The sequence below is a fragment of the Streptomyces krungchingensis genome (assembly GCF_054729265.1).
Window position 1 is genome coordinate 7,282,063 of the sequence record NZ_JBPUKY010000001.1, and the last position, 18,966, is coordinate 7,301,028.

Consider the following 18,966-nt stretch of genomic DNA (forward strand, 5'->3'; position numbering starts at 1 on the left):
GGTTTTTTGTTGCACAGGCACATGTCGTACACCGCACAAAACTCGCAAAAACCCTCAGCATCGAGAAGAGAATGCCGATGACCGAGCAGGCCACCGGGGCCCACCATCCGCAGCCGCGGCCCCGTTCCGGAGGACAGCAGTCCGCCCCCGAGCACGTCACGGGCGCGCAGTCCCTCATCCGCTCGCTTGAGGAGGTCGGGGCCGAGACCGTATTCGGCATTCCCGGCGGTGCGATCCTTCCGGCGTACGACCCGCTGATGGACTCCAAGCGGGTGCGGCACGTGCTCGTCCGCCACGAGCAGGGCGCCGGCCACGCGGCCACCGGTTACGCGCAGGCCACCGGCAAGGTCGGTGTCTGCATGGCGACCTCGGGCCCCGGTGCCACCAACCTGGTCACCCCGATCGCCGACGCGCACATGGACTCGGTGCCGCTCGTGGCGATCACCGGGCAGGTCGCCTCCAAGGCGATCGGCACGGACGCCTTCCAGGAGGCGGACATCGTCGGCATCACCATGCCGATCACCAAGCACAACTTCCTGGTGACCAAGGCGGAGGACATCCCGCGGACGATCGCCGAGGCCTTCCACATCGCCTCCACCGGCCGTCCCGGCCCCGTCCTCGTCGACATCGCCAAGGACGCCCTCCAGGCGCAGACCACCTTCCAGTGGCCGCCCGTCCAGGACCTGCCCGGCTACCGCCCGGTGACCAAGCCGCACGCCAAGCAGATCCGCGAGGCCGCCAAGCTGATCACCCAGGCCAAGCGGCCCGTCCTGTACGTCGGCGGCGGCGTCCTCAAGGCGAACGCCACCGCCGAGCTGAAGGTCCTCGCAGAACTCACCGGAGCGCCCGTCACCACCACCCTGATGGCGCTCGGCGCATTCCCCGACAGCCACCCGCTGCACGTGGGAATGCCGGGCATGCACGGTGCGGTCACCGCCGTCACCGCGCTGCAGAAGGCCGACCTGATCGTCGCCCTCGGAGCCCGCTTCGACGACCGCGTCACCGGCAAGCTGGACAGCTTCGCCCCGTACGCCAAGATCGTCCACGCCGACATCGACCCGGCCGAGATCGGCAAGAACCGTGCCGCCGACGTGCCGATCGTCGGTGACGCCCGCGAGGTCATCGCCGACCTGATCCAGGCCGTGCAGAAGGAGCACGGCGAAGGACACGCCGGCGACTACTCCGCCTGGTGGAACGACCTGAACCGCTGGCGCGAGACGTACCCGCTCGGCTACGACCAGCCCGACAACGGCTCGCTCTCGCCGCAGCAGGTCATCGAGCGCATCGGGCAGCTCGCGCCCGAGGGCACGATCTTCGCCGCGGGCGTCGGCCAGCACCAGATGTGGGCCGCGCACTTCATCCAGTACGAGAAGCCCGCCACCTGGCTGAACTCGGGCGGCGCCGGGACGATGGGCTACGCGGTCCCGGCCGCGATGGGCGCCAAGGCCGGTCAGCCGGACCGCGCGGTCTGGGCGATCGACGGCGACGGCTGCTTCCAGATGACCAATCAGGAACTGACCACCTGCGCCCTGAACAACATCCCGATCAAGGTCGCCATCATCAACAACGGCGCCCTCGGGATGGTCCGCCAGTGGCAGACCCTCTTCTACAACCAGCGTTACTCCAACACCGTGCTGCACTCCGGCCCGGAGGCGGACGGCAAGCAGCCGAGCGCCGGCACCCGCGTCCCCGACTTCGTGAAGCTGTCGGAGGCCATGGGCTGCCACGCCATCCGCTGCGAGTCCCCGGACGACCTCGACAAGGTCATCGAGGAGGCGAACTCGATCAACGACCGCCCGGTCGTCGTCGACTTCATCGTCCACGAGGACGCGATGGTGTGGCCGATGGTCGCCGCCGGCACCTCGAACGACGAGATCATGGCAGCCCGGGACGTCCGCCCCGACTTCGGCGACAACGAAGACGACTGAGAGAGAGCCGAGTCAGATCATGAGCAGCAAGCACACCCTCTCCGTCCTCGTCGAGAACAAGCCCGGCATCCTCGCCCGGATCGCGGCCCTGTTCTCCCGTCGCGGCTTCAACATCGACTCGCTGGCCGTCGGTGTCACCGAGCACCCCGACATCTCCCGCATCACCATCGTGGTGAACGTGATCGAGGCACTGCCGCTCGAACAGGTCACCAAGCAGCTCAACAAGCTCGTCAACGTGCTGAAGATCGTCGAGCTGGAACCCGGTTCGGCCGTTCAGCGCGAACTCGTTCTGGTGAAGGTCCGCGCCGACAACGAGACGCGCTCCCAGATCGTCGAGATCGTTCAGTTGTTCCGCGCCAAGACCGTGGACGTCTCCCCGGAGGCGGTCACCATCGAGGCGACCGGTGGCAGCGACAAGCTGGAGGCCATGCTCAAGATGCTGGAGCCGTTCGGCATCAAGGAGCTCGTCCAGTCCGGCACGATCGCGATCGGACGCGGGGCGCGTTCGATCACGGACCGGTCGCTGCGCGCTCTGGACCGGTCGGCCTAATCCCGGAAACCGTCTCGGTGCGGGCGGACAGCGCACACAGTCCGCCCGCATACCGAGACCCGAAGACTTCCCTTCCCCCGCCCGCCGTACGGTGGGACGCAACACGAGCACACCAAGGAGAACCCCAGTGGCCGAGCTGTTCTACGACGACGACGCCGACCTGTCCATCATCCAGGGCCGCAAGGTCGCGGTCATCGGCTACGGCAGCCAGGGCCACGCCCACGCGCTGTCGCTGCGTGACTCGGGTGTCGACGTCCGCGTCGGTCTGCACGAGGGCTCCAAGTCCAAGGCGAAGGCCGAGGAGCAGGGCCTGCGCGTGGTGACGCCGTCGGAGGCCGCCGCCGAGGCCGACGTCATCATGATCCTGGTGCCGGACCCGATCCAGGCCCAGGTCTACGAGGAGCACATCGCCCCGAATCTGAAGGACGGCGACGCCCTGTTCTTCGGCCACGGCCTCAACATCCGCTACGGCTTCATCAAGCCGCCGGCCGGTGTCGACGTCGCCATGGTCGCCCCCAAGGGCCCGGGCCACCTGGTGCGCCGCCAGTACGAGGAGGGTCGCGGCGTTCCCTGCATCGCGGCCGTCGAGCAGGACGCGACCGGCAACGCCTTCGCGCTCGCGCTCTCGTACGCCAAGGGCATCGGCGGCACCCGTGCCGGCGTCATCAAGACGACCTTCACCGAGGAGACCGAGACCGACCTGTTCGGTGAGCAGGCCGTCCTGTGCGGTGGTACGGCCGCGCTGGTCAAGGCGGGCTTCGAGACCCTGACCGAGGCCGGCTACCAGCCGGAGATCGCCTACTTCGAGTGCCTCCACGAGCTGAAGCTCATCGTCGACCTGATGTACGAGGGCGGCCTGGAGAAGATGCGCTGGTCCGTCTCCGAGACCGCGGAGTGGGGCGACTACGTCACCGGCCCGCGCATCATCACGGACGCCACCAAGGCCGAGATGAAGAAGGTCCTCGCCGAGATCCAGGACGGCACGTTCGCCAAGAACTGGATGGAGGAGTACCACTCCGGTCTGAAGAAGTACAACGAGTACAAGACCCAGGACGAGAACCACCTCCTGGAGACCACGGGCAAGGAGCTGCGCAAGCTCATGTCGTGGGTGAACGACGACGAGGCGTGAGCCGAACGACGCGGGGGCCGGAGCGTGACGCTTCGGCCCCCGCGTCGAACCCCGGGTAACGCCGCGGACGCGGCGTTGTCCATCCCGTCCAGCCACGGACGGGTGATCCTTCCGCAGCGGCGTAAGACGTACGGCGTGACGCCACTACACTGCTGCACAACATACGCGTCAGGCCCACAGCGTCGTGCGTCTTCCACGCGGCTAGCCAACCTCCACCGCCTGCGGCCGTCGGGACGGCCGTCCGCATTGGACTTGTGAGGACTCACGTGAGCTCGAAACCTGTCGTACTCATCGCTGAAGAGCTGTCGCCCGCGACCGTCGACGCCCTGGGCCCGGACTTCGAGATCCGGCACGCGAACGGCGCGGACCGCGCCGAGCTGCTGCCCGCGATCGCGGACGTCGACGCGATCCTGATCCGCTCGGCCACCAAGGTCGACGCCGAGGCCGTCGCCGCCGCCAAGAAGCTGAAGGTCGTCGCACGAGCCGGCGTCGGCCTGGACAACGTCGACGTCTCCGCCGCCACCAAGGCCGGCGTGATGGTCGTCAACGCCCCCACCTCGAACATCGTGACCGCCGCCGAACTGGCCTGTGGTCTCCTCCTCGCCACCGCGCGCAACATCCCGCAGGCCAACTCGGCCCTGAAGATCGGTGAGTGGAAGCGCAGCAAGTACACCGGTGTCGAGCTCGCCGAGAAGACCCTCGGCGTCGTCGGCCTCGGCCGCATCGGCGCGCTCGTCGCGCAGCGCATGTCCGCGTTCGGCATGAAGGTCGTCGCCTACGACCCCTACGTGCAGCCCGCCCGCGCCGCGCAGATGGGCGTCAAGGTGCTGTCGCTGGACGAGCTGCTGGAGGTGTCGGACTTCATCACCGTCCACCTCCCCAAGACCCCCGAGACCCTCGGCCTCATCGGCGACGAGGCGCTGCACAAGGTCAAGCCCTCGGTGCGCATCGTCAACGCCGCGCGCGGTGGGATCGTCGACGAGGAGGCGCTGTACTCGGCGCTCAAGGAGGGCCGCGTCGCAGGCGCCGGCCTCGACGTGTACGCGAAGGAGCCCTGCACGGACTCCCCGCTCTTCGAGCTCGACCAGGTCGTCTGCACCCCGCACCTCGGCGCCTCCACCGACGAGGCGCAGGAGAAGGCCGGCATCGCCGTCGCCCGCTCGGTCCGCCTGGCCCTCGCGGGCGAGCTCGTCCCCGACGCGGTGAACGTCCAGGGCGGTGTCATCGCCGAGGACGTCAAGCCGGGCCTGCCGCTCGCCGAGCGTCTCGGCCGCATCTTCACCGCCCTCGCGGGCGAGGTCGCGGTCCGTCTCGACGTCGAGGTGTACGGCGAGATCACCCAGCACGACGTCAAGGTGCTCGAACTCTCCGCGCTCAAGGGCGTGTTCGAGGACGTCGTCGACGAGACGGTGTCGTACGTCAACGCCCCGCTGTTCGCGCAGGAGCGCGGCGTCGAGGTCCGGCTGACCACCAGCTCGGAGTCCCCGGACCACCGCAATGTCGTCACCGTGCGCGGCACGCTCGGCGACGGCCAGGAGGTCTCGGTGTCCGGCACGCTGGCCGGGCCGAAGCACCTCCAGAAGATCGTCGCCGTCGGCGAGTACGACGTGGACCTCGCGCTCGCCGACCACATGGTCGTGCTGCGCTACGAGGACCGTCCCGGTGTCGTCGGCACCGTCGGCCGCATCCTCGGCGAGGCCGGCATCAACATCGGCGGCATGCAGGTCGCCCGTGCCGCGGTGGGCGGCGAGGCGGTCGCCGTCCTCACCGTGGACGACACGGTCTCGCCGGCGGTGCTCGGGGAGCTGTCGGAGGAGATCGGAGCGGCTTCGGCTCGCTCGGTCAACCTCGTCTGAGGTCGCCCGCACCCCTGGGGGCTGCCGCCCCCAGACCCCCGCATCGGCCTGGACGGCCTCGTCCTCAAGCGCCGGACGGGCTGGGAGCTTCCGCACTCCGGGAGCACCGGCGTGTCCGGCGTTTGCGGTTTCTGTGGTGCTGTTCGTCGTGCGTCCTCGGGTCCCTGCATCGGCCTGGACGGCCTTGTCCTCAAGCGCCGGACGGGCTGGGAGCTTCCGTGTTCCGGGGGCACCATCGTGTCCGGCGTTGTCGTATCGGCCTGGCGGCCTCGTCCTCAGGCGCCGGACGGGCTAGGGGTTTCCGTGCTCCGGGAGCACCGGCGCGTCCGGCGTTTGGGGCGCCAAAAAATAGCCCCTCCGGCGATTGAGGAGCGGGGTCTGGGGCGGAGCCCCAGGGCAGGGGACGGGTAGGGGCGGCGGGGGCGAAGGAACCCGGGGTGGCGCCGACCTGGGGCCGAGGCATCCTGGGGCGAGGTAATCCCGGGCCGAGCCATCCGGTCGGGGGCGTCCGATCGACGCCGGCGGAGCGTCGCGGCCGGGGTCAGGGGGGCGTTCCGGCCGGGGAAAGGAGCCGTCCGGGCGGGGGTCAGGGGCTGTCCGGGCTGACGGCAGGGGCGTTCCGGGCGGGGGTCAGGGGCTGTCAGGGCTGACGGCAGGGGCGTTCCGGGCGGGGGTCAGGGGCTGTCCGGGCTGACGGCAGGGGCGTTTCGGGCGGGGGTCAGGGGCTGTCCGGGCTGACGGCAGGGGCGTTCCGGCCGAGGGCAGGAGCCGTCCAGGCCCAGGTCAGGGGCGCTCTGGCCGGGGTCAGGGCCCGTCCGGGCCGGGGGTGACCAGGCCCTGTCGGTAGGCGATGGCGACGGCCTCCGTCCGGCTCGCGGCACCCAGCTTCGCGAGGATGTTGGACACGTGCACACTCGCCGTCTTGCCGCTGATGAAGAGCTCCTCCCCGATCTGACGATTGGTCCGCCCCCGCGAGAGCAGCAGCAGGACATCGCTCTCCCGGGCGGTCAGCACGGGGGAGCGGTCCGCGCCGGACGGCGCCTCGCCCAGCCGCCCGCGCCGCACGAGCGCATCCACGGCCTCACGCAACGGCACCGCCCCCAGCCGGACCGCGGTCCCACGGGCCTCCCGCGCCTGCTCGGCGGCCTCCACCCGTCGGTCCGCCGCGAGCAGCGCCTCGGCGAGCCGCCACCGGCAACGGGCCAGCTCGTACGGATCGCCGTAGCCGAACGCGGTGACGGCCTTCTCCCAGGCCGGCACGTCCGGCCCGGAGTGCGCGCGCAGCCACTCCGCCTCGGCCCGCGCCAGCCAGGCCAGTCCCTCCGGCCCCTGCCGTGAACCGTCCTCGCCCCGGTCCGCGGTGACCCGCGCGGTCTCCACCAGCTCGGCCGCGGTGTCGGTCCACCGGCGCGCCCCCGCCTCGTCCCCGGTCAGCCGCAGCTCCACGGCCGTGTCCGCGACCGCGGACAGGGCGAGCGCGGCCAGCCGGACCCCGACGTCGGGCCGGTCGGTGGCCGTGTTCCCGGTGAGCGCGCTGATCGTGTCGCGCATCCGCCCGACGGCGGCGTCCGCGTCCCCGCGCAGTGCGGCGGCGTCCGTCAGCACGATCCCGCCGATGAGCGTGGCCAGCCAGTCGAACGGCCCCGCCAGCAGGGCACGGGCGCGGTCGTCGGCGTCCTCGTCGCCGCGCGCGACAGCCACGTACAGGGCGGGTCCGGTCGTGAACCCGGCCGCGGCGGGCAGCCGCTCCGCATCGGACGCCGCCGCGGTGACGCACTCGTCCCAGCGGCCCAGGGTGTAGAGCACCAGGGACTGGAGGTAACGCAGCTCCAGCGCGTACGGCGAGGAGACGAGACCGGAGCGGCGGGCACGGTCCAGGCCCTCGCCGAGCCAGTCGAGGCACTCGTCGAGGTCGCCCGATTCGTAGCAGCCGATGGCGAGGTTGTAGAGCGCGCGCATCTCGACCGGGACGTTGCCGGAGCCGCGCGCCAGTTCGCGGGCCTGCCGCAGCCGGTCGCGGCCCCTTTGCGTACGCCGGTTGTCGGGCTCCAGCCCGACCAGGGAGACCAACAGGTCGGCCTGCGCGTCGACGAGCCGGAGCTGTTCGGCGGTGCGCAGCGCCTGCCGGGCGACCCGCTCGGCGTCCTCGTCCCGGCCCACGTACCGCGCCGCCATGACATGGGTGGCCGCCGCCCACACCCAGGTGTACGACGGAGGCTCCTCGGGGATCATGGCGAGCGCTTCGCTGCTGTAGGTGAAGGCCGCCTTCAGGCTGTCGATGCGCATCAGGTTGCCCGCGAGGGTGTAGCGGACGCGTGCCGCGAGTTCCGAGTCGGCGTCCGAGCCCGCCCGGGCGAGCGCGGCGCGGGTGAGGTGGACCGCCCGGTGGGACTCGCCGGCCCGCGCGGCTGCCGCGGAGGCGCGCAGGGTGAGGGTCACCGGGTCGCCGTCCCCCGGGCGGGCCGCGGCCTCCACCGCGGGCCACAGTTCGAGGGCCATCTCCACGTGGCGCAGTTCCTCGGCGGGCGCGCCGACCTGCTGGGCGTGGTCGGCGGCTTCGAGCGAGGCCGTCAGCGCGTCGGCGAGGTCGTGGCTCTCGCGCGAGTGATGGGCCCGCTCCGCCGCGCTCCGCGCCGAACGGCCGTTCTCCGCGAGGAGTCTGGCGAAGGTCCCGTGCAGCCGGACCCGCTCGCCCGGCAGCAGGTCGGCGTACACGGCCTCGCGGGTCAGGGCGTGCCGGAACGAGTACGCGGCAGCTTCGTCGGGGACGAGGAGCTGCCGGCCGACGGCCTCGCGCAGCGCCGACTCCAGCGCGTCCTCGGGCAGTTGGACGGCGTCGCGCAGCAGGTCGTGCTCGACGCGGCGGCCGGCGACGGCGGCCGTGCGCAGCACCTGCTGGGCGGTCTCGGAGAGTTGCTCGATCCGGATGAGGAGGACGTCGGCGAGGCCGCTGGGCATGGCGGGGGAGGCGGGGTCGACGCCGCCCGGCAGCGCGGCGAGCAGTTCCTCCGCGTAGAAGGCGTTGCCCTCGGCGCGTTCGACGATGCGGGTGACCGTGGTGTCCGGCACGGGGTCCGTGCGCAGGGCGCGGACGAGGCGGGCCACCTCGGCGTCGGGCATGGGCCGCAGTTCGAGGCGGTCGACGGCGGGCAGTCGTATCAGCTCGGCGAGGAGGGGGCGCAGGGGGTGGCGCCGGTGCAGGTCGTCCGCCCGGTAGGAGGCGAAGACCGCGAGGCGGTGGGTGAAGGCGCCGGCCGCCGGCCGTTGCAGGACGCCGCGGCTGAGCAGGAAGCGCAGGAGGTCGCGGGAGGACTGGTCCGCCCAGTGCAGGTCTTCGAGGACCAGCAGCAGCGGGCTGATGTCGGTGACGGCGGCGAGGAGTCCGGCCAGCCCCTCGAAGAGCTGGAGCCGCCCGCCGTGGTCCGCGCCGGTGCCGGGGCCGGCGCCGAGCAGCGGGCCCACGGCAGGGTGCGCCGCGAGGGCGGGGGCGAAGCGTTCGTCCGCGGCGAGGGCACCGAGGATCTCGGTGAACGGCAGGTACGGCAGGCCTACGTCGCCCAGGTCCACGCAGTGGCCGGTGAGGACGGTCATGCCGGTGTCGGCGGCGTGCGCCGAGGCTTCCGCGAGGGTCCGGGTCTTGCCGACGCCGGCGTCGCCCGCCACCAGCACGGCGCGCGGGTCGCCCTGCTTCGCCCGCTCCAGCACGTCGGTGAGCCGGGCGAGTTCGTCCGCGCGGCCTATGAACGGCGTACCGAAAGTCTGTGCCACGGGGACATCCTGGCACGCGGTTCGGACAGGACGGCTCCGGCCGACGCACTCGGACCGACGGGCCGGGGAGGCGGAGAGGGGGGAGTGGCGGCTCCGGCCTGTGCCCTGGGTCCGGCCGGGACCTCAGGGGTGCGACCGGAAGCGGCGGCTCCGGCCTGCGCACTCCGACCGACGGCGCGCTCGGCGGGAGGCGAACCGGCGCGACGGGCTTCGGTGGGGCGACCGGTGCGGCGGGCTCCGGTGGGGCGACGGGCTTCGGTGGGGCGACCGGTGCGACGGGCTCCGGTGGGGCGACCGGCGCGACGGGCTTCGGTGGGGCGACCAGCGTGACAGGCCCCGGCAGGTGGCGGACACGGCGACTGGCCTCCAGCACGTGGCGACCTGAACGATGGATCTCGGCAGACGGCGATCCGAGCACCGGGCGACCCGAGCACCCGGCCCAGAGCCGGTTCCGACCCGTTCCGGCCCGGGCGTGCCCCGTGCGCGGGTCTCCGAGGGGCGGGTCTTCGGGGGCGAGGCTCCCAGTCCCGCGTACGCGAGGGGTGGGCCTCCGGGGACGAAGGACCCGGTCCCACGCACGCGAGGGGCCCGGATCCACCCTGCGGTGGTCCGGGCCCCTCGCGGAACGTGCTCGGTGGACCCGTGTCAGGCGGTCGCGCCCTCCGCCTCCGGGTGCGTGGCGTCCGGGGCTTCGGCCTCCCGGACGTGCACCTTCCGCAGGGTCGCGGTGGCCAGGGCCGCCGCCCCCAGCAGCACGACCGTGCCCGCGATCGCCGCCGCCTGCATGCCGTGGGTGAAGGCCTCGCGGGCGGCCGTCACCAGGGCCTGGCCGGTGTCGCCGGGGAGCTGCCGGGCCACGGCCAGCGCGCCGCCGAGGGTTTCGTGGGCGGGGGCCGGAACCCCGGAGGGCATGTCGTGACGGTAGACCGCGGTGCCGATGGAGCCGAGGACGGCCATGCCCAGCGCGCCGCCGAACTCGGCGCCCGTCTCCAGCAGGGAGGACGCGGCACCGGCGTTGCCGATGGGGACCGTGCCGAGGGCGAGGTCCATCATCTGCGACATCACGGTGACGATGCCGGAGGCGAGGACGCCGGCGCCGGCGAGGACGAGCCACATCGAGTCGGTGCCGGCGAGGGCGAGCAGCGCGTAGCCGCAGGCGCCGGTGACGAAGCCGCCGGAGACGACGTGGGCGCGGTGCACGCCCTTCTGCACGAGCTGCGCGGCGACCGGCGCGGCGACGCCGACCAGGACGGTGGGGAGCAGTGCCCACAGCGCGGCCTCCATGGAGCTCTTGCCGAGCACCGACTGGAGGTACTGCGTGGTGAAGAACGCCGATCCCATCATCCCGAAGGACGAGACCAGGTTGAGGACGACGGCGGGGGCGAAGCCCCGGCCGCGGAACAGGGCGGGAGAGATGAGCGGGGACTTCGTGGTGCGCTGGCGGTGGACGAAGAGGGCGCTGAAGAGCAGGCCGACGGTGATGGAGACGACGTAGCGGACGTTCCAGCCCTCGGAGGGGATCTCCTTGATGCCGTAGATGACGGGGAGGACGGCGGCCATCGACAGCGGCACGCCGAGCAGGTCGAAGCGGCCGGGGTTCGGGTCCTTGGACTCGGGGAGCAGGATCGGGCCGAGTATCAGCAGCAGCGCCATCGCGGGCAGGTTGACCAGGAAGACCGAGCCCCACCAGAAGTACTCGACGAGGACGCCGCTCATCACCGAGCCGAGCGCGATGCCGCCGGTCATGACGCCGGACCACAGTCCGATCGCCTTCGCGCGCTGTCCGGGGTCGGTGAACATCGTGCGGATGATCGCCATCGTCGACGGCATCAGGGTCGCTCCGCCGATGCCGAGGACCGCGCGGGCGGCGATCAGCATCTCGGCGCTGTCGGCGTAGGCGGCGATCACGGAGGCCGTGCCGAAGGCCGCGGCACCGATCAGCAGGAGCTTGCGGCGGCCGATGCGGTCGCCGAGGGAGCCCATCGTCATCAGCAGGCCCGCGAGCACGAACGCGTAGATGTCGAAGATCCAGAGCTGCTGGGTGCCGCTGGGCTCCAGGTCCGCGCTGATCGCGGGGATCGCGAAGTAGAGGACCGAGACGTCCATGGAGACCAGGAGCAGCGGAAGCATCAGGACGCCGAGGGCGGTCCATTCGCGGCGGCCGGCGGGGGCGCCGGACGCGAAGGCGGTCGTGCTCTTCGGGTTCGTCATGGCAGTGACTGTACGAGCGTCTTAAACGCTTGTCTAGTACGAGCGTATAAGACGTTGGTTTGATACGTGCGTATAGGACGCTTGTCTGGATCGGGGTACGCTGACCCGCATGGGACACCGCGAGGATCTGCTCGAAGGCGCCAAGCGCTGCCTGCTGGCGAAGGGGTTCGTGCGCACCACGGCGCGCGACATCGTGAAGGAGTCGGGGACGAACCTGGCCTCCATCGGCTACCACTACGGCTCCAAGGACGCGCTGCTCGCCCAGGCCTACGTCGAACTCATCTCGGACGTCGGCGGGACGTTCGAGTCCATCGGCGCGGGCGGGGCCGTCGGGGAGCCGGGCTCCCTCGCCCGCTTCCAGGAGGTCTGGACGAACGTCACCAGGTCCTTCGTCGAGGACCGCGCGATCTGGATGCTCACCTTCGAGGTCATCACCAACACCGACCGGCTGCCCATGGTCCGCGATCACCTGGTGAAGGCCTCGGACGAGGGGCGCCGGGGCCTCGTCCCCCTGCTCATGGGCGGATCGGAGGACGACGTGGACGAGGAGACGCTGCGCACGGTGGGCGGCTTCTACCAGACCCTGCTCAACGGACTCAGCGTGCAGTGGCTCTTCGACGCGGACTCGGCGACGACCGCCGAGCAGCTGACCGAGGGCCTGCGACGGGTGCTCGACGGCGCGGCGAAGGGCGGCCGGGGGGAGACGGCCGCCGGCTGACGTAGTACGGGCGGGCCCCCGGCGCCTTGGGGCCTCGGCACGGCGCGCTCAGCACGACGGCGGCGCGGGTGCGTCCGTGTGCCGGTCGCGCACGGCGGGCACCACTGCCACCAGCATCAGCACGGCGGTGACCGCGAACGCCCAGGAGTAGCCCGTCCAAGCGGCGAGCGCGCCGAAGCCGACCGCGCCGACGCCCATGCCACCGTCGTACGCGAGGTTCCAGAGCGCGGTGACGGTGCCGTACCCGGAGGCCGTGACCCGTGTGTACATGAGCGTCAGCGTCGCGTTCTGGGCGATGCCGAAGCCGATCCCGAACAGGGCGACCCCGGCGAGCACGGCGGCCGGACTGCCGGTCGCGGCGGTGACCAGCATGCCCACGGCGGACAGGACCAGGCCGGGCAGCACCAGCCGCGCGGGCCCGTGCCGGTCGGCGTGGCGGCCCGCCGCCCAGCGTGCCGCCGTCGACGCGGCGGGCTGGACGAAGAGGGCGACCGCGACGACGCCGTCCAGCGCGGCGGGCACCGCGAGCGGCAGGAACGTGACGACGATGCCGGTCGCGACGGCCGTGACCGCGAAGACCGCGGCGGGCCGCACCAGGCCTCCGGTGCGCAGGCCGGCCACCATGCCCACCGGCTTCTCCCCACCCGGCGCGGTCGCCTGACGGCCCGGCAGACCGGGCACGGAGGCGACCGCGGCCAGCGCCGCCACACCCGCGGCGACCGCGACGGGCGTGTACCCGACGTGCGTGGCGAGCCACACGCCCAGCGGCAGGGCGATCAGCGAGGGGACCCCGGAGACCACTCCGACCAGGGCCAGTCCCTCACCGCGCCGCTCGGCCGGGATGAGCGAGGCGGTCAGTGCCCCGCCCGCCACCAAGGTCAGGGCGAAGCCGAGGCCCCGCACCAGGCACACCGCCACGATCCATGCCAGGTCGTGCGAGAGGGTCAGGACCAGGGCGGGCGCGCCGAGCAGGACGAGCCCGACGACCAGCGCGAACCGGTGGCCGTAACGGGCCACGAAACGAGGGGCGGCCAGCTCGCCGAGGACCGTGGACAGCATCAGTGCACCGGTGGCCGGGCCCGCCCCCGACGCCGTCGCGTAGCGGGGGACGACCGACAGGAGCAGGAAGAAGCCGGTCGAGGCGCCGACCATGCTCACCAAGCGGAGCAGTAGCGGACGGGTGACCAGGCGCGGGCGGGCCGGGGAGTTCGTCGCGGTAGTCGTCATGGGAACGACGCTAGGTGCGCGCCGGACCGCCGGTAAGCTCCAATTCCATGCCGTTGCAGTGGGCCGGTCTGTCACCCGAACTGCTCCTGTCCGTCGACCGGGACAGCGGCGAGCACCTGCGTGCCCAACTGGAGCGCCAGGTCCGCGACGCGATCCGCACCGGCCGCCTCGGCCCCGGTGAGCGCCTGCCGTCCTCCCGCGAACTGGCCCGCACGCTCGGCCTGTCCAGAGGTCTGGTCCAGGACTGCTACGCCCAACTCCAGGCGGAGGGCTACCTGGTGACCCGGGTCGGCTCGGCCACCCGGGTCGCGACGGTCGCCCACGTGCCCGCCGCGCCGGTCTCCGCGCCCCCGGCGGCCCCGCGGCTCATCGCCGACTTCCGCCACGGCGTACCGGACCTGGGCGGCTTCCCCCTCACCGACTGGCTCTGGGCGATGCGCGAGGCGGGCCGGGCCATGCCGACCTCCGGCCTCGACTACGGGGATCCGCGCGGGAGTTCCGTCCTGCGCGAGGTGCTGGCCGGCTATCTGCGCCGGGTGCGGGCCGCCGCGGCCGACCCCGAACGGATCGTGGTCTGCTCCGGCTACGCGCAGGGCCTGGGCCTCGCCCTGCGCGCCCTGGCCCGGACCGGCGTGCGCGTCGTGGCGTACGAGGACCCGGGCGCGCCCGCCACGGCGACGGCCGCGGCCGAGGCCGCGGGTCTGACGGCGGTGCCCGTCCCGGTCGACGAGGACGGCGTCGACGTCGCCGCGCTCGACGCGACCGGAGCGCGGGCCGTCATCGTCACCCCGGCCCACCAGTGGCCGACCGGAGTGGTCCTCGCCCCCGGGCGCCGGCTCGCCCTCGTCGACTGGGCGGCACGCCGGGACGCATACGTCGTCGAGGACGACTACGACGCGGAGTTCCGCTACGACCGCGAGCCCGTGGGCGCGCTCCAGGGGATCGCGGCGGACCGGGTGATCTCCGTCGGCACCGTCAGCAAGTCCCTCGCGCCGGCCCTGCGCATCGGATGGCTGCTCTGCCCGCCCTCGCTCACCGACCCGCTCACCCGGGCCAAGCACCTCACCGACCGCGGCTCCCCGACCCTCGACCAACTGGCCCTCGCCCGGCTGATCGAGTCCGGCCGCCACGACCGTCATCTGCGCCGCATGCGGACGGTCTATGCGGCCCGGCGCGCGGCCCTCGTCTCGGCGCTCGGCGAGCACGCCCCCGCGGTGCGCCTCACGGGCCTCGCCGCCGGCTTCCACGCGGTCGCCCATCTCTCCCCGGACGCCGACGAGCAGGCCGTCGTGGCCGCGGCGCGGGAACGCGGCGTCGGCCTCTACGGCATGAGCCCGTGCCGCTCGGCCGGCGGGAGCGAGCCGCCCCGGCTGGTCCTGGGCTTCGGGGACGTGGGCGAACGGGCGATCACCGAGGGCATCGCGGCCGTCGGCGACCTGCTGGCGGGCCCCTGACGGCACACCGGCCCGCACGGCCCCTACAGCCGGGCCCCCTTCAGGGCCATGTGCAGCAGCAGTCGGTCCTCGCCGTCGTCCAGGTCCAGGCCGGTGAGCTGTTCGACCCGGGACAGGCGGTAGTAGAGCGTCTGGCGGTGGACGCCCAGCTCGGCGGCGGTACGGCCGGCCTGGCCCGCGCAGTCGAGGAACACCTCGGCCGTGCGCGCCAGTTCGCGGTGGGCGGGCGCCAGCAGCCCCTTCACCACGGGGTCGTGGGCCACCTCCGGGGGAAGGGAGGTGAGCAGTCTGAAGGGGCCGATGGACGCCCACTCGGCGACCGGGCCGAGCCGCGGCTCGGCGAGGACGGCACGGGCGGCGGCGGAGGCCTCCTGCCAGGCGGCCCCGAGCTCCGCGAGACCCACGCGGGCCGTGGCGACCCCGGCCGCGGCCCGGCCTCGTCCGCCACGCGCGCCGGTTCTGGTCCGTCCGCCCTCCGCGGCGCCCGGGAGCCGTCCGTCCTCCCCGCGCGTCGCGTCCGGGCCGCCCGCCGACGGCCCGCTCTCCGCGCGCCCGCCCTCCGCTTCCCGCACGAACCGTGAGGCCGCCGTCAGCGCAGGGGAGAGGACGTCCGCCGACCTCAGCCGCACGAGCAGCGCCAGGCTCTGCCCGGTGTCCCCCGCTTCCTCGGGGGCGCCGGAGGTACCCCCACGCCACGGCACCGTGCACAGTGCGGTCGCGCCCGGCACCGTGCGGGCGGAGGGGGCGTCGTCCGGGCCGGCCGAGGGCCATGGCGCCACGCAGACGACGGTGTGCAGGACGTCGGCGCGCGGCCCGAGCGCCGACCGCAGCTCGGCCACGGCCATGTCGCGCTGCCAGCCGCGCTCCGCGGTGAGCACCGCGCGCAGTTCGCGGGTGAGGTCCGCGCCCGCCTGCGCCTCGTCCGCGAGCAGGGCGCCGATCCGGGAGGCGACCTGCATGGCGGCGGCGAGCTGGGCGGCGGTGGGGCCGGGGTCGTCGTCGAGGAGCCAGACGTAGCCGAGGACGACACCCCGATGGCGTACGGGCAGACAGATCCTTCCGCGGTACACGCCCGCCTCCGGGGTGGGCGGGATACGGACCGGACCGGTGGCGCGGGTGATGCCGAAGCCCTCGAACCAGGTGCGGACCGCCGCGGTGGAGCGGCGCGTGAGGATCGAGCGGGCGCGCACGGGATCCAGGGCCGACGGGTCGAGCTCGCCCTCGGAGTCGTAGGCGCCGAAGGCGATGAGCTCGAAGTCCCGGTTCTCCAGCGTCGCCGGCACGCCGAGCAGTGCCGAGATCTCGTCGACCAGCTCCTGGTAGTCCCCTCTGTATTCACCCGTCACCCGGGCATTCTCCCGCATTTTCGCGCGGCCTTCATACATCTGTCTGAGATCCAGGGCACGGATGCGTGACAGCTGTCGATGGCAGAGGATCGGAGCGATCCATAGGTTTCACGGTGGTTCTCCGTGCCGTACCCGAATGGTCGGGATTCGGCCTCCTGCTGGCTTTGTTGTGGAGGTGCCCCGTGCTGGGTCCCGTGATTCTCGCCGCCTCGCGCAGCGACAAGATGCGCCGTCTGATCTCGGCGGCCCCGGTGACCAAGCCGGTCGTCGACCGCTTCATACCCGGCGAGACCGTCGACCAGGTCGTCCCCATCATCCAGGACCTCACGGGCAAGGGCCTCGAGGTCACGATGGACGTCGTCGGCGAGGACATCACGACCCCCGAGCAGGCCACCGCGGCCCGTGACGCCTACCTGGACCTGATCGAGCGCCTCAAGCAGCTCGACCTCGGCACCAAGGCCGAGATGTCCATCAAGCTGTCGATGTTCGGCCAGGCGCTGGAGGGCGGCCACGAGCTCGCCCTCGCCAACGTCCGCCCCGTCGTCGAGGCCGCCGCCGCCATCGGCACCACCGTCACGCTGGACGCCGAGGACCACACCACCCTCGACTCGATGTTCGCCATCCACGAGGAGCTGCGGAAGGACTTCCCGCAGACCGGCTGCGTCATCCAGGCCTACCTCTTCCGCACCGAGGCCGACGCCCGCCGCCTCGCCGAGAGCGGCAGCCGCGTACGCCTGGTGAAGGGCGCCTACAAGGAGCCCGCCGAGGTCGCCTACCAGCAGAAGGCGGAGACCGACAAGGCGTACGTGCGCATCCTGAAGATCCTGATGGAGGGCGAGGGGTACCCGATGATCGGGTCGCACGACCCGCGGCTCATCTCCATCGCGCAGGAGCTCGCGCGCAAGGCCGGGCGCAAACTGGACGAGTACGAGTTCCAGATGCTGTACGGCATCCGCAGCGACGAGCACCTGCGGCTCGCCGCCGAGGGGCACCGCATGCGTGTGTACACCGCGTACGGCACCGACTGGTACGGCTACTTCATGCGCCGCCTCGCGGAGAAGCCCGCCAACCTGCTCTTCTTCGCCCGCTCGATCCTCACCAAGGGCTGAGCCCGAACCACCCGCTCACTAAGGAGTACGGAACACATGGACGCTGTGACCCAGGTCCCCACCCCCGTCAACGAGCCGGTGCACGGCTACGCCCCCGGCTCGCCCGAGCGCGCCCGCCTGGAGGCCAAGCTCAAGGAGCTGGCCGAGAACCCGATCGAGCTGTCGATGACCATCGGCGGCGAGAAGCGGCTCGGCGGCGGTGAGCGCTTCGAGGTCGTGCAGCCGCACAACCACAAGGCCGTCATCGGCACCGGCGCGCACGCCACCCAGCAGGACGCGCAGGACGCCATCGACGCCGCCCTCGCGGCCGCGCCGGCCTGGCGCGCGATGTCCTTCGACGACCGCGCCGCGATCATCCTGCGCGCCGCCGAGCTGCTCGCCGGTCCCTGGCGCGAGACGCTGGCCGCCTCCACCATGCTCGGCCAGTCGAAGACCGCCCAGCAGGCCGAGATCGACACCCCGTGCGAGCTCGTCGACTTCTGGCGCTTCAACGTCCACTACGCCCGCCAGATCCTCGCCGAGCAGCCGCCGGCGAACTCCCCGGGCGTGTGGAACCGCATGGACCACCGTCCGCTGGAGGGCTTCGTCTACGCGATCACGCCCTTCAACTTCACGGCGATCGCGGGCAACCTGCCCACCGCTCCGGCGCTCATGGGCAACGTCGTGGTCTGGAAGCCGTCCCCGACGCAGACCCACGCCGCCGTGCTGCTGATGCAGCTCCTGGAGGAGGCGGGCCTGCCCAAGGGCGTCATCAACCTCGTCACCGGTGACGGCATCGAGGTCTCCAAGGTCGCCCTGGAGCACCGCGACCTCGCGGGCATCCACTTCACCGGCTCGACCAAGACCTTCCAGTACCTGTGGAAGACGGTCGGCAACAACATCGAGAAGTACCGCTCCTACCCGCGTCTGGTCGGCGAGACCGGCGGCAAGGACTTCGTGGTCGCCCACCCGTCGGCCGACCGCGCGGTCCTCAAGACCGCCCTGACCCGCGGTTCCTTCGAGTACCAGGGCCAGAAGTGCTCGGCGAGCTCCCGCGCCTACATCCCGGCCTCCATCTGGAACTCCGGTTTCAAGGAGGAGTTCGCGGCCGAGGTCGACTACCTGACCATGGGTGACGTCACCGACCTGTCGAACTTCATCGGCGCGGTCATCGACGAGCGCTCCTTCGCCAAGAACAAGGCGGCCATCGACCGCGCGAAGGCCGACCCGTCCTGCACGATCGTCGCGGGCGGCAGCTACGACGACTCCGTCGGCTACTTCGTCCGCCCGACCGTCGTCGAGTGCACGGACCCGGAGAACGAGGTCTTCACGACCGAGTACTTCGGCCCCTTCCTGGCCGTGTACGTCTACGAGGACGACAAGTACGACGAGATGCTGACCCAGATGGAGTCGGCGTCCGACTACGCGCTCACCGGCTCGGTCATCTCCGGCGACCGCGCGGCGGCCGCGTACACGATGGAGAAGCTCCGCTACGCGGCGGGCAACTTCTACATCAACGACAAGTCGACCGGCGCCGTCGTCGGCCAGCAGCCCTTCGGCGGCGGCCGCGCCTCCGGCACCAACGACAAGGCCGGTGCCCCGCAGAACCTGATGCGCTGGACGCTGACCCGCGCCATCAAGGAGACGCTGGTGCCGCCGACCGACTACGGCTACCCGCACATGGGCTGACC

The 18,966-nt window shown here is 72.2% G+C and carries 12 protein-coding genes; 8 read left to right on the forward strand and 4 right to left on the reverse strand.

Annotated features, from left to right (window positions below; genetic code table 11):
• The first annotated feature begins 71 nt into the window (after positions 1-71).
• The 4 genes from ACSYGO_RS32015 (at position 72) to serA (ending at position 5,463) form a co-directional block, all read left to right on the forward strand.
• Positions 72-1,928, forward strand: coding sequence for an acetolactate synthase large subunit (locus tag ACSYGO_RS32015; protein ID WP_426677909.1), 1,857 nt, complete (start codon positions 72-74; stop codon positions 1,926-1,928).
• Positions 1,929-1,947: 19 nt separating this feature from the next.
• Positions 1,948-2,478: an acetolactate synthase small subunit gene (gene ilvN / locus ACSYGO_RS32020; protein WP_028805269.1), complete on the forward strand. Its 531-nt coding sequence runs from the start codon at positions 1,948-1,950 to the stop codon at positions 2,476-2,478.
• Positions 2,479-2,605: 127 nt separating this feature from the next.
• Complete coding sequence (gene ilvC, locus ACSYGO_RS32025) at positions 2,606-3,607, forward strand: ketol-acid reductoisomerase (protein WP_099504719.1); 1,002 nt, start codon at positions 2,606-2,608, stop codon at positions 3,605-3,607.
• A gap of 266 nt (positions 3,608-3,873) precedes the next feature.
• Positions 3,874-5,463, forward strand: coding sequence for a phosphoglycerate dehydrogenase (gene serA, locus ACSYGO_RS32030; protein WP_460388560.1), 1,590 nt, complete (start codon positions 3,874-3,876; stop codon positions 5,461-5,463).
• Between the two features lie 804 nt (positions 5,464-6,267).
• On the opposite strand, the gene ACSYGO_RS32035 is transcribed toward serA, so the two are convergent.
• Together ACSYGO_RS32035 and ACSYGO_RS32040 are read right to left on the reverse strand one after the other, a co-directional pair.
• Complete coding sequence (locus ACSYGO_RS32035; RefSeq protein ID WP_460388562.1) at positions 6,268-9,231, reverse strand: helix-turn-helix transcriptional regulator; 2,964 nt, start codon at positions 9,229-9,231, stop codon at positions 6,268-6,270.
• 645 nt (positions 9,232-9,876) lie between these two features.
• On the reverse strand, positions 9,877-11,442 hold the full coding sequence (locus ACSYGO_RS32040; RefSeq protein ID WP_432172487.1) for an MFS transporter: 1,566 nt from the start codon (positions 11,440-11,442) through the stop codon (positions 9,877-9,879).
• Between the two features lie 109 nt (positions 11,443-11,551).
• Here ACSYGO_RS32040 and ACSYGO_RS32045 point away from each other — a divergent pair, with 109 nt between their 5' ends.
• Positions 11,552-12,160 (forward strand): TetR/AcrR family transcriptional regulator, encoded by a 609-nt coding sequence (locus tag ACSYGO_RS32045; RefSeq protein ID WP_460388564.1) that lies wholly within the window; start codon positions 11,552-11,554, stop codon positions 12,158-12,160.
• A gap of 48 nt (positions 12,161-12,208) precedes the next feature.
• On the opposite strand, the gene ACSYGO_RS32050 is transcribed toward ACSYGO_RS32045, so the two are convergent.
• Positions 12,209-13,387, reverse strand: a complete 1,179-nt coding sequence (locus ACSYGO_RS32050; protein WP_460388566.1) for an MFS transporter — start codon at positions 13,385-13,387, stop codon at positions 12,209-12,211.
• A 47-nt stretch (positions 13,388-13,434) separates the two neighbouring features.
• Here ACSYGO_RS32050 and pdxR point away from each other — a divergent pair, with 47 nt between their 5' ends.
• Positions 13,435-14,841: a MocR-like pyridoxine biosynthesis transcription factor PdxR gene (gene pdxR, locus ACSYGO_RS32055; RefSeq protein WP_432172485.1), complete on the forward strand. Its 1,407-nt coding sequence runs from the start codon at positions 13,435-13,437 to the stop codon at positions 14,839-14,841.
• A gap of 23 nt (positions 14,842-14,864) precedes the next feature.
• On the opposite strand, the gene ACSYGO_RS32060 is transcribed toward pdxR, so the two are convergent.
• Entirely contained in the window at positions 14,865-16,205 is a 1,341-nt protein-coding gene (locus ACSYGO_RS32060; RefSeq protein ID WP_426677916.1) for a PucR family transcriptional regulator, read from the reverse strand.
• A 164-nt stretch (positions 16,206-16,369) separates the two neighbouring features.
• Between ACSYGO_RS32060 and ACSYGO_RS32065 the strand changes: the two genes are divergently transcribed.
• Together ACSYGO_RS32065 and pruA are read left to right on the forward strand one after the other, a co-directional pair.
• A complete protein-coding gene (locus tag ACSYGO_RS32065; protein ID WP_359501502.1) occupies positions 16,370-17,296 on the forward strand; it encodes a proline dehydrogenase family protein in 927 nt (308 codons plus the stop codon).
• Between the two features lie 36 nt (positions 17,297-17,332).
• Positions 17,333-18,964 carry an L-glutamate gamma-semialdehyde dehydrogenase gene (gene pruA, locus ACSYGO_RS32070; protein ID WP_426677917.1) on the forward strand — a complete coding sequence of 544 codons (1,632 nt, stop codon included), beginning with the start codon at positions 17,333-17,335 and terminating at the stop codon, positions 18,962-18,964.
• The last annotated feature ends 2 nt before the right edge of the window (positions 18,965-18,966 follow it).

Excerpts from the sequence above, each read along its gene's own strand:
- ACSYGO_RS32015 (WP_426677909.1), top strand. The coding sequence starts at position 72 with ATGCCGATGACCGAGCAGGCCACCGGGGCCCACCATCCGCAGCCGCGG.
- ilvN (WP_028805269.1), top strand. The coding sequence starts at position 1,948 with ATGAGCAGCAAGCACACCCTCTCCGTCCTCGTCGAGAACAAGCCCGGC.
- ACSYGO_RS32040 (WP_432172487.1), bottom strand. The coding sequence starts at position 11,442 with ATGACGAACCCGAAGAGCACGACCGCCTTCGCGTCCGGCGCCCCCGCC.
- ACSYGO_RS32045 (WP_460388564.1), top strand. The coding sequence starts at position 11,552 with ATGGGACACCGCGAGGATCTGCTCGAAGGCGCCAAGCGCTGCCTGCTG.
- ACSYGO_RS32050 (WP_460388566.1), bottom strand. The coding sequence starts at position 13,387 with ATGACGACTACCGCGACGAACTCCCCGGCCCGCCCGCGCCTGGTCACC.
- pdxR (WP_432172485.1), top strand. The coding sequence starts at position 13,435 with ATGCCGTTGCAGTGGGCCGGTCTGTCACCCGAACTGCTCCTGTCCGTC.
- ACSYGO_RS32060 (WP_426677916.1), bottom strand. The coding sequence starts at position 16,205 with ATGCGGGAGAATGCCCGGGTGACGGGTGAATACAGAGGGGACTACCAG.
- pruA (WP_426677917.1), top strand. The coding sequence starts at position 17,333 with ATGGACGCTGTGACCCAGGTCCCCACCCCCGTCAACGAGCCGGTGCAC.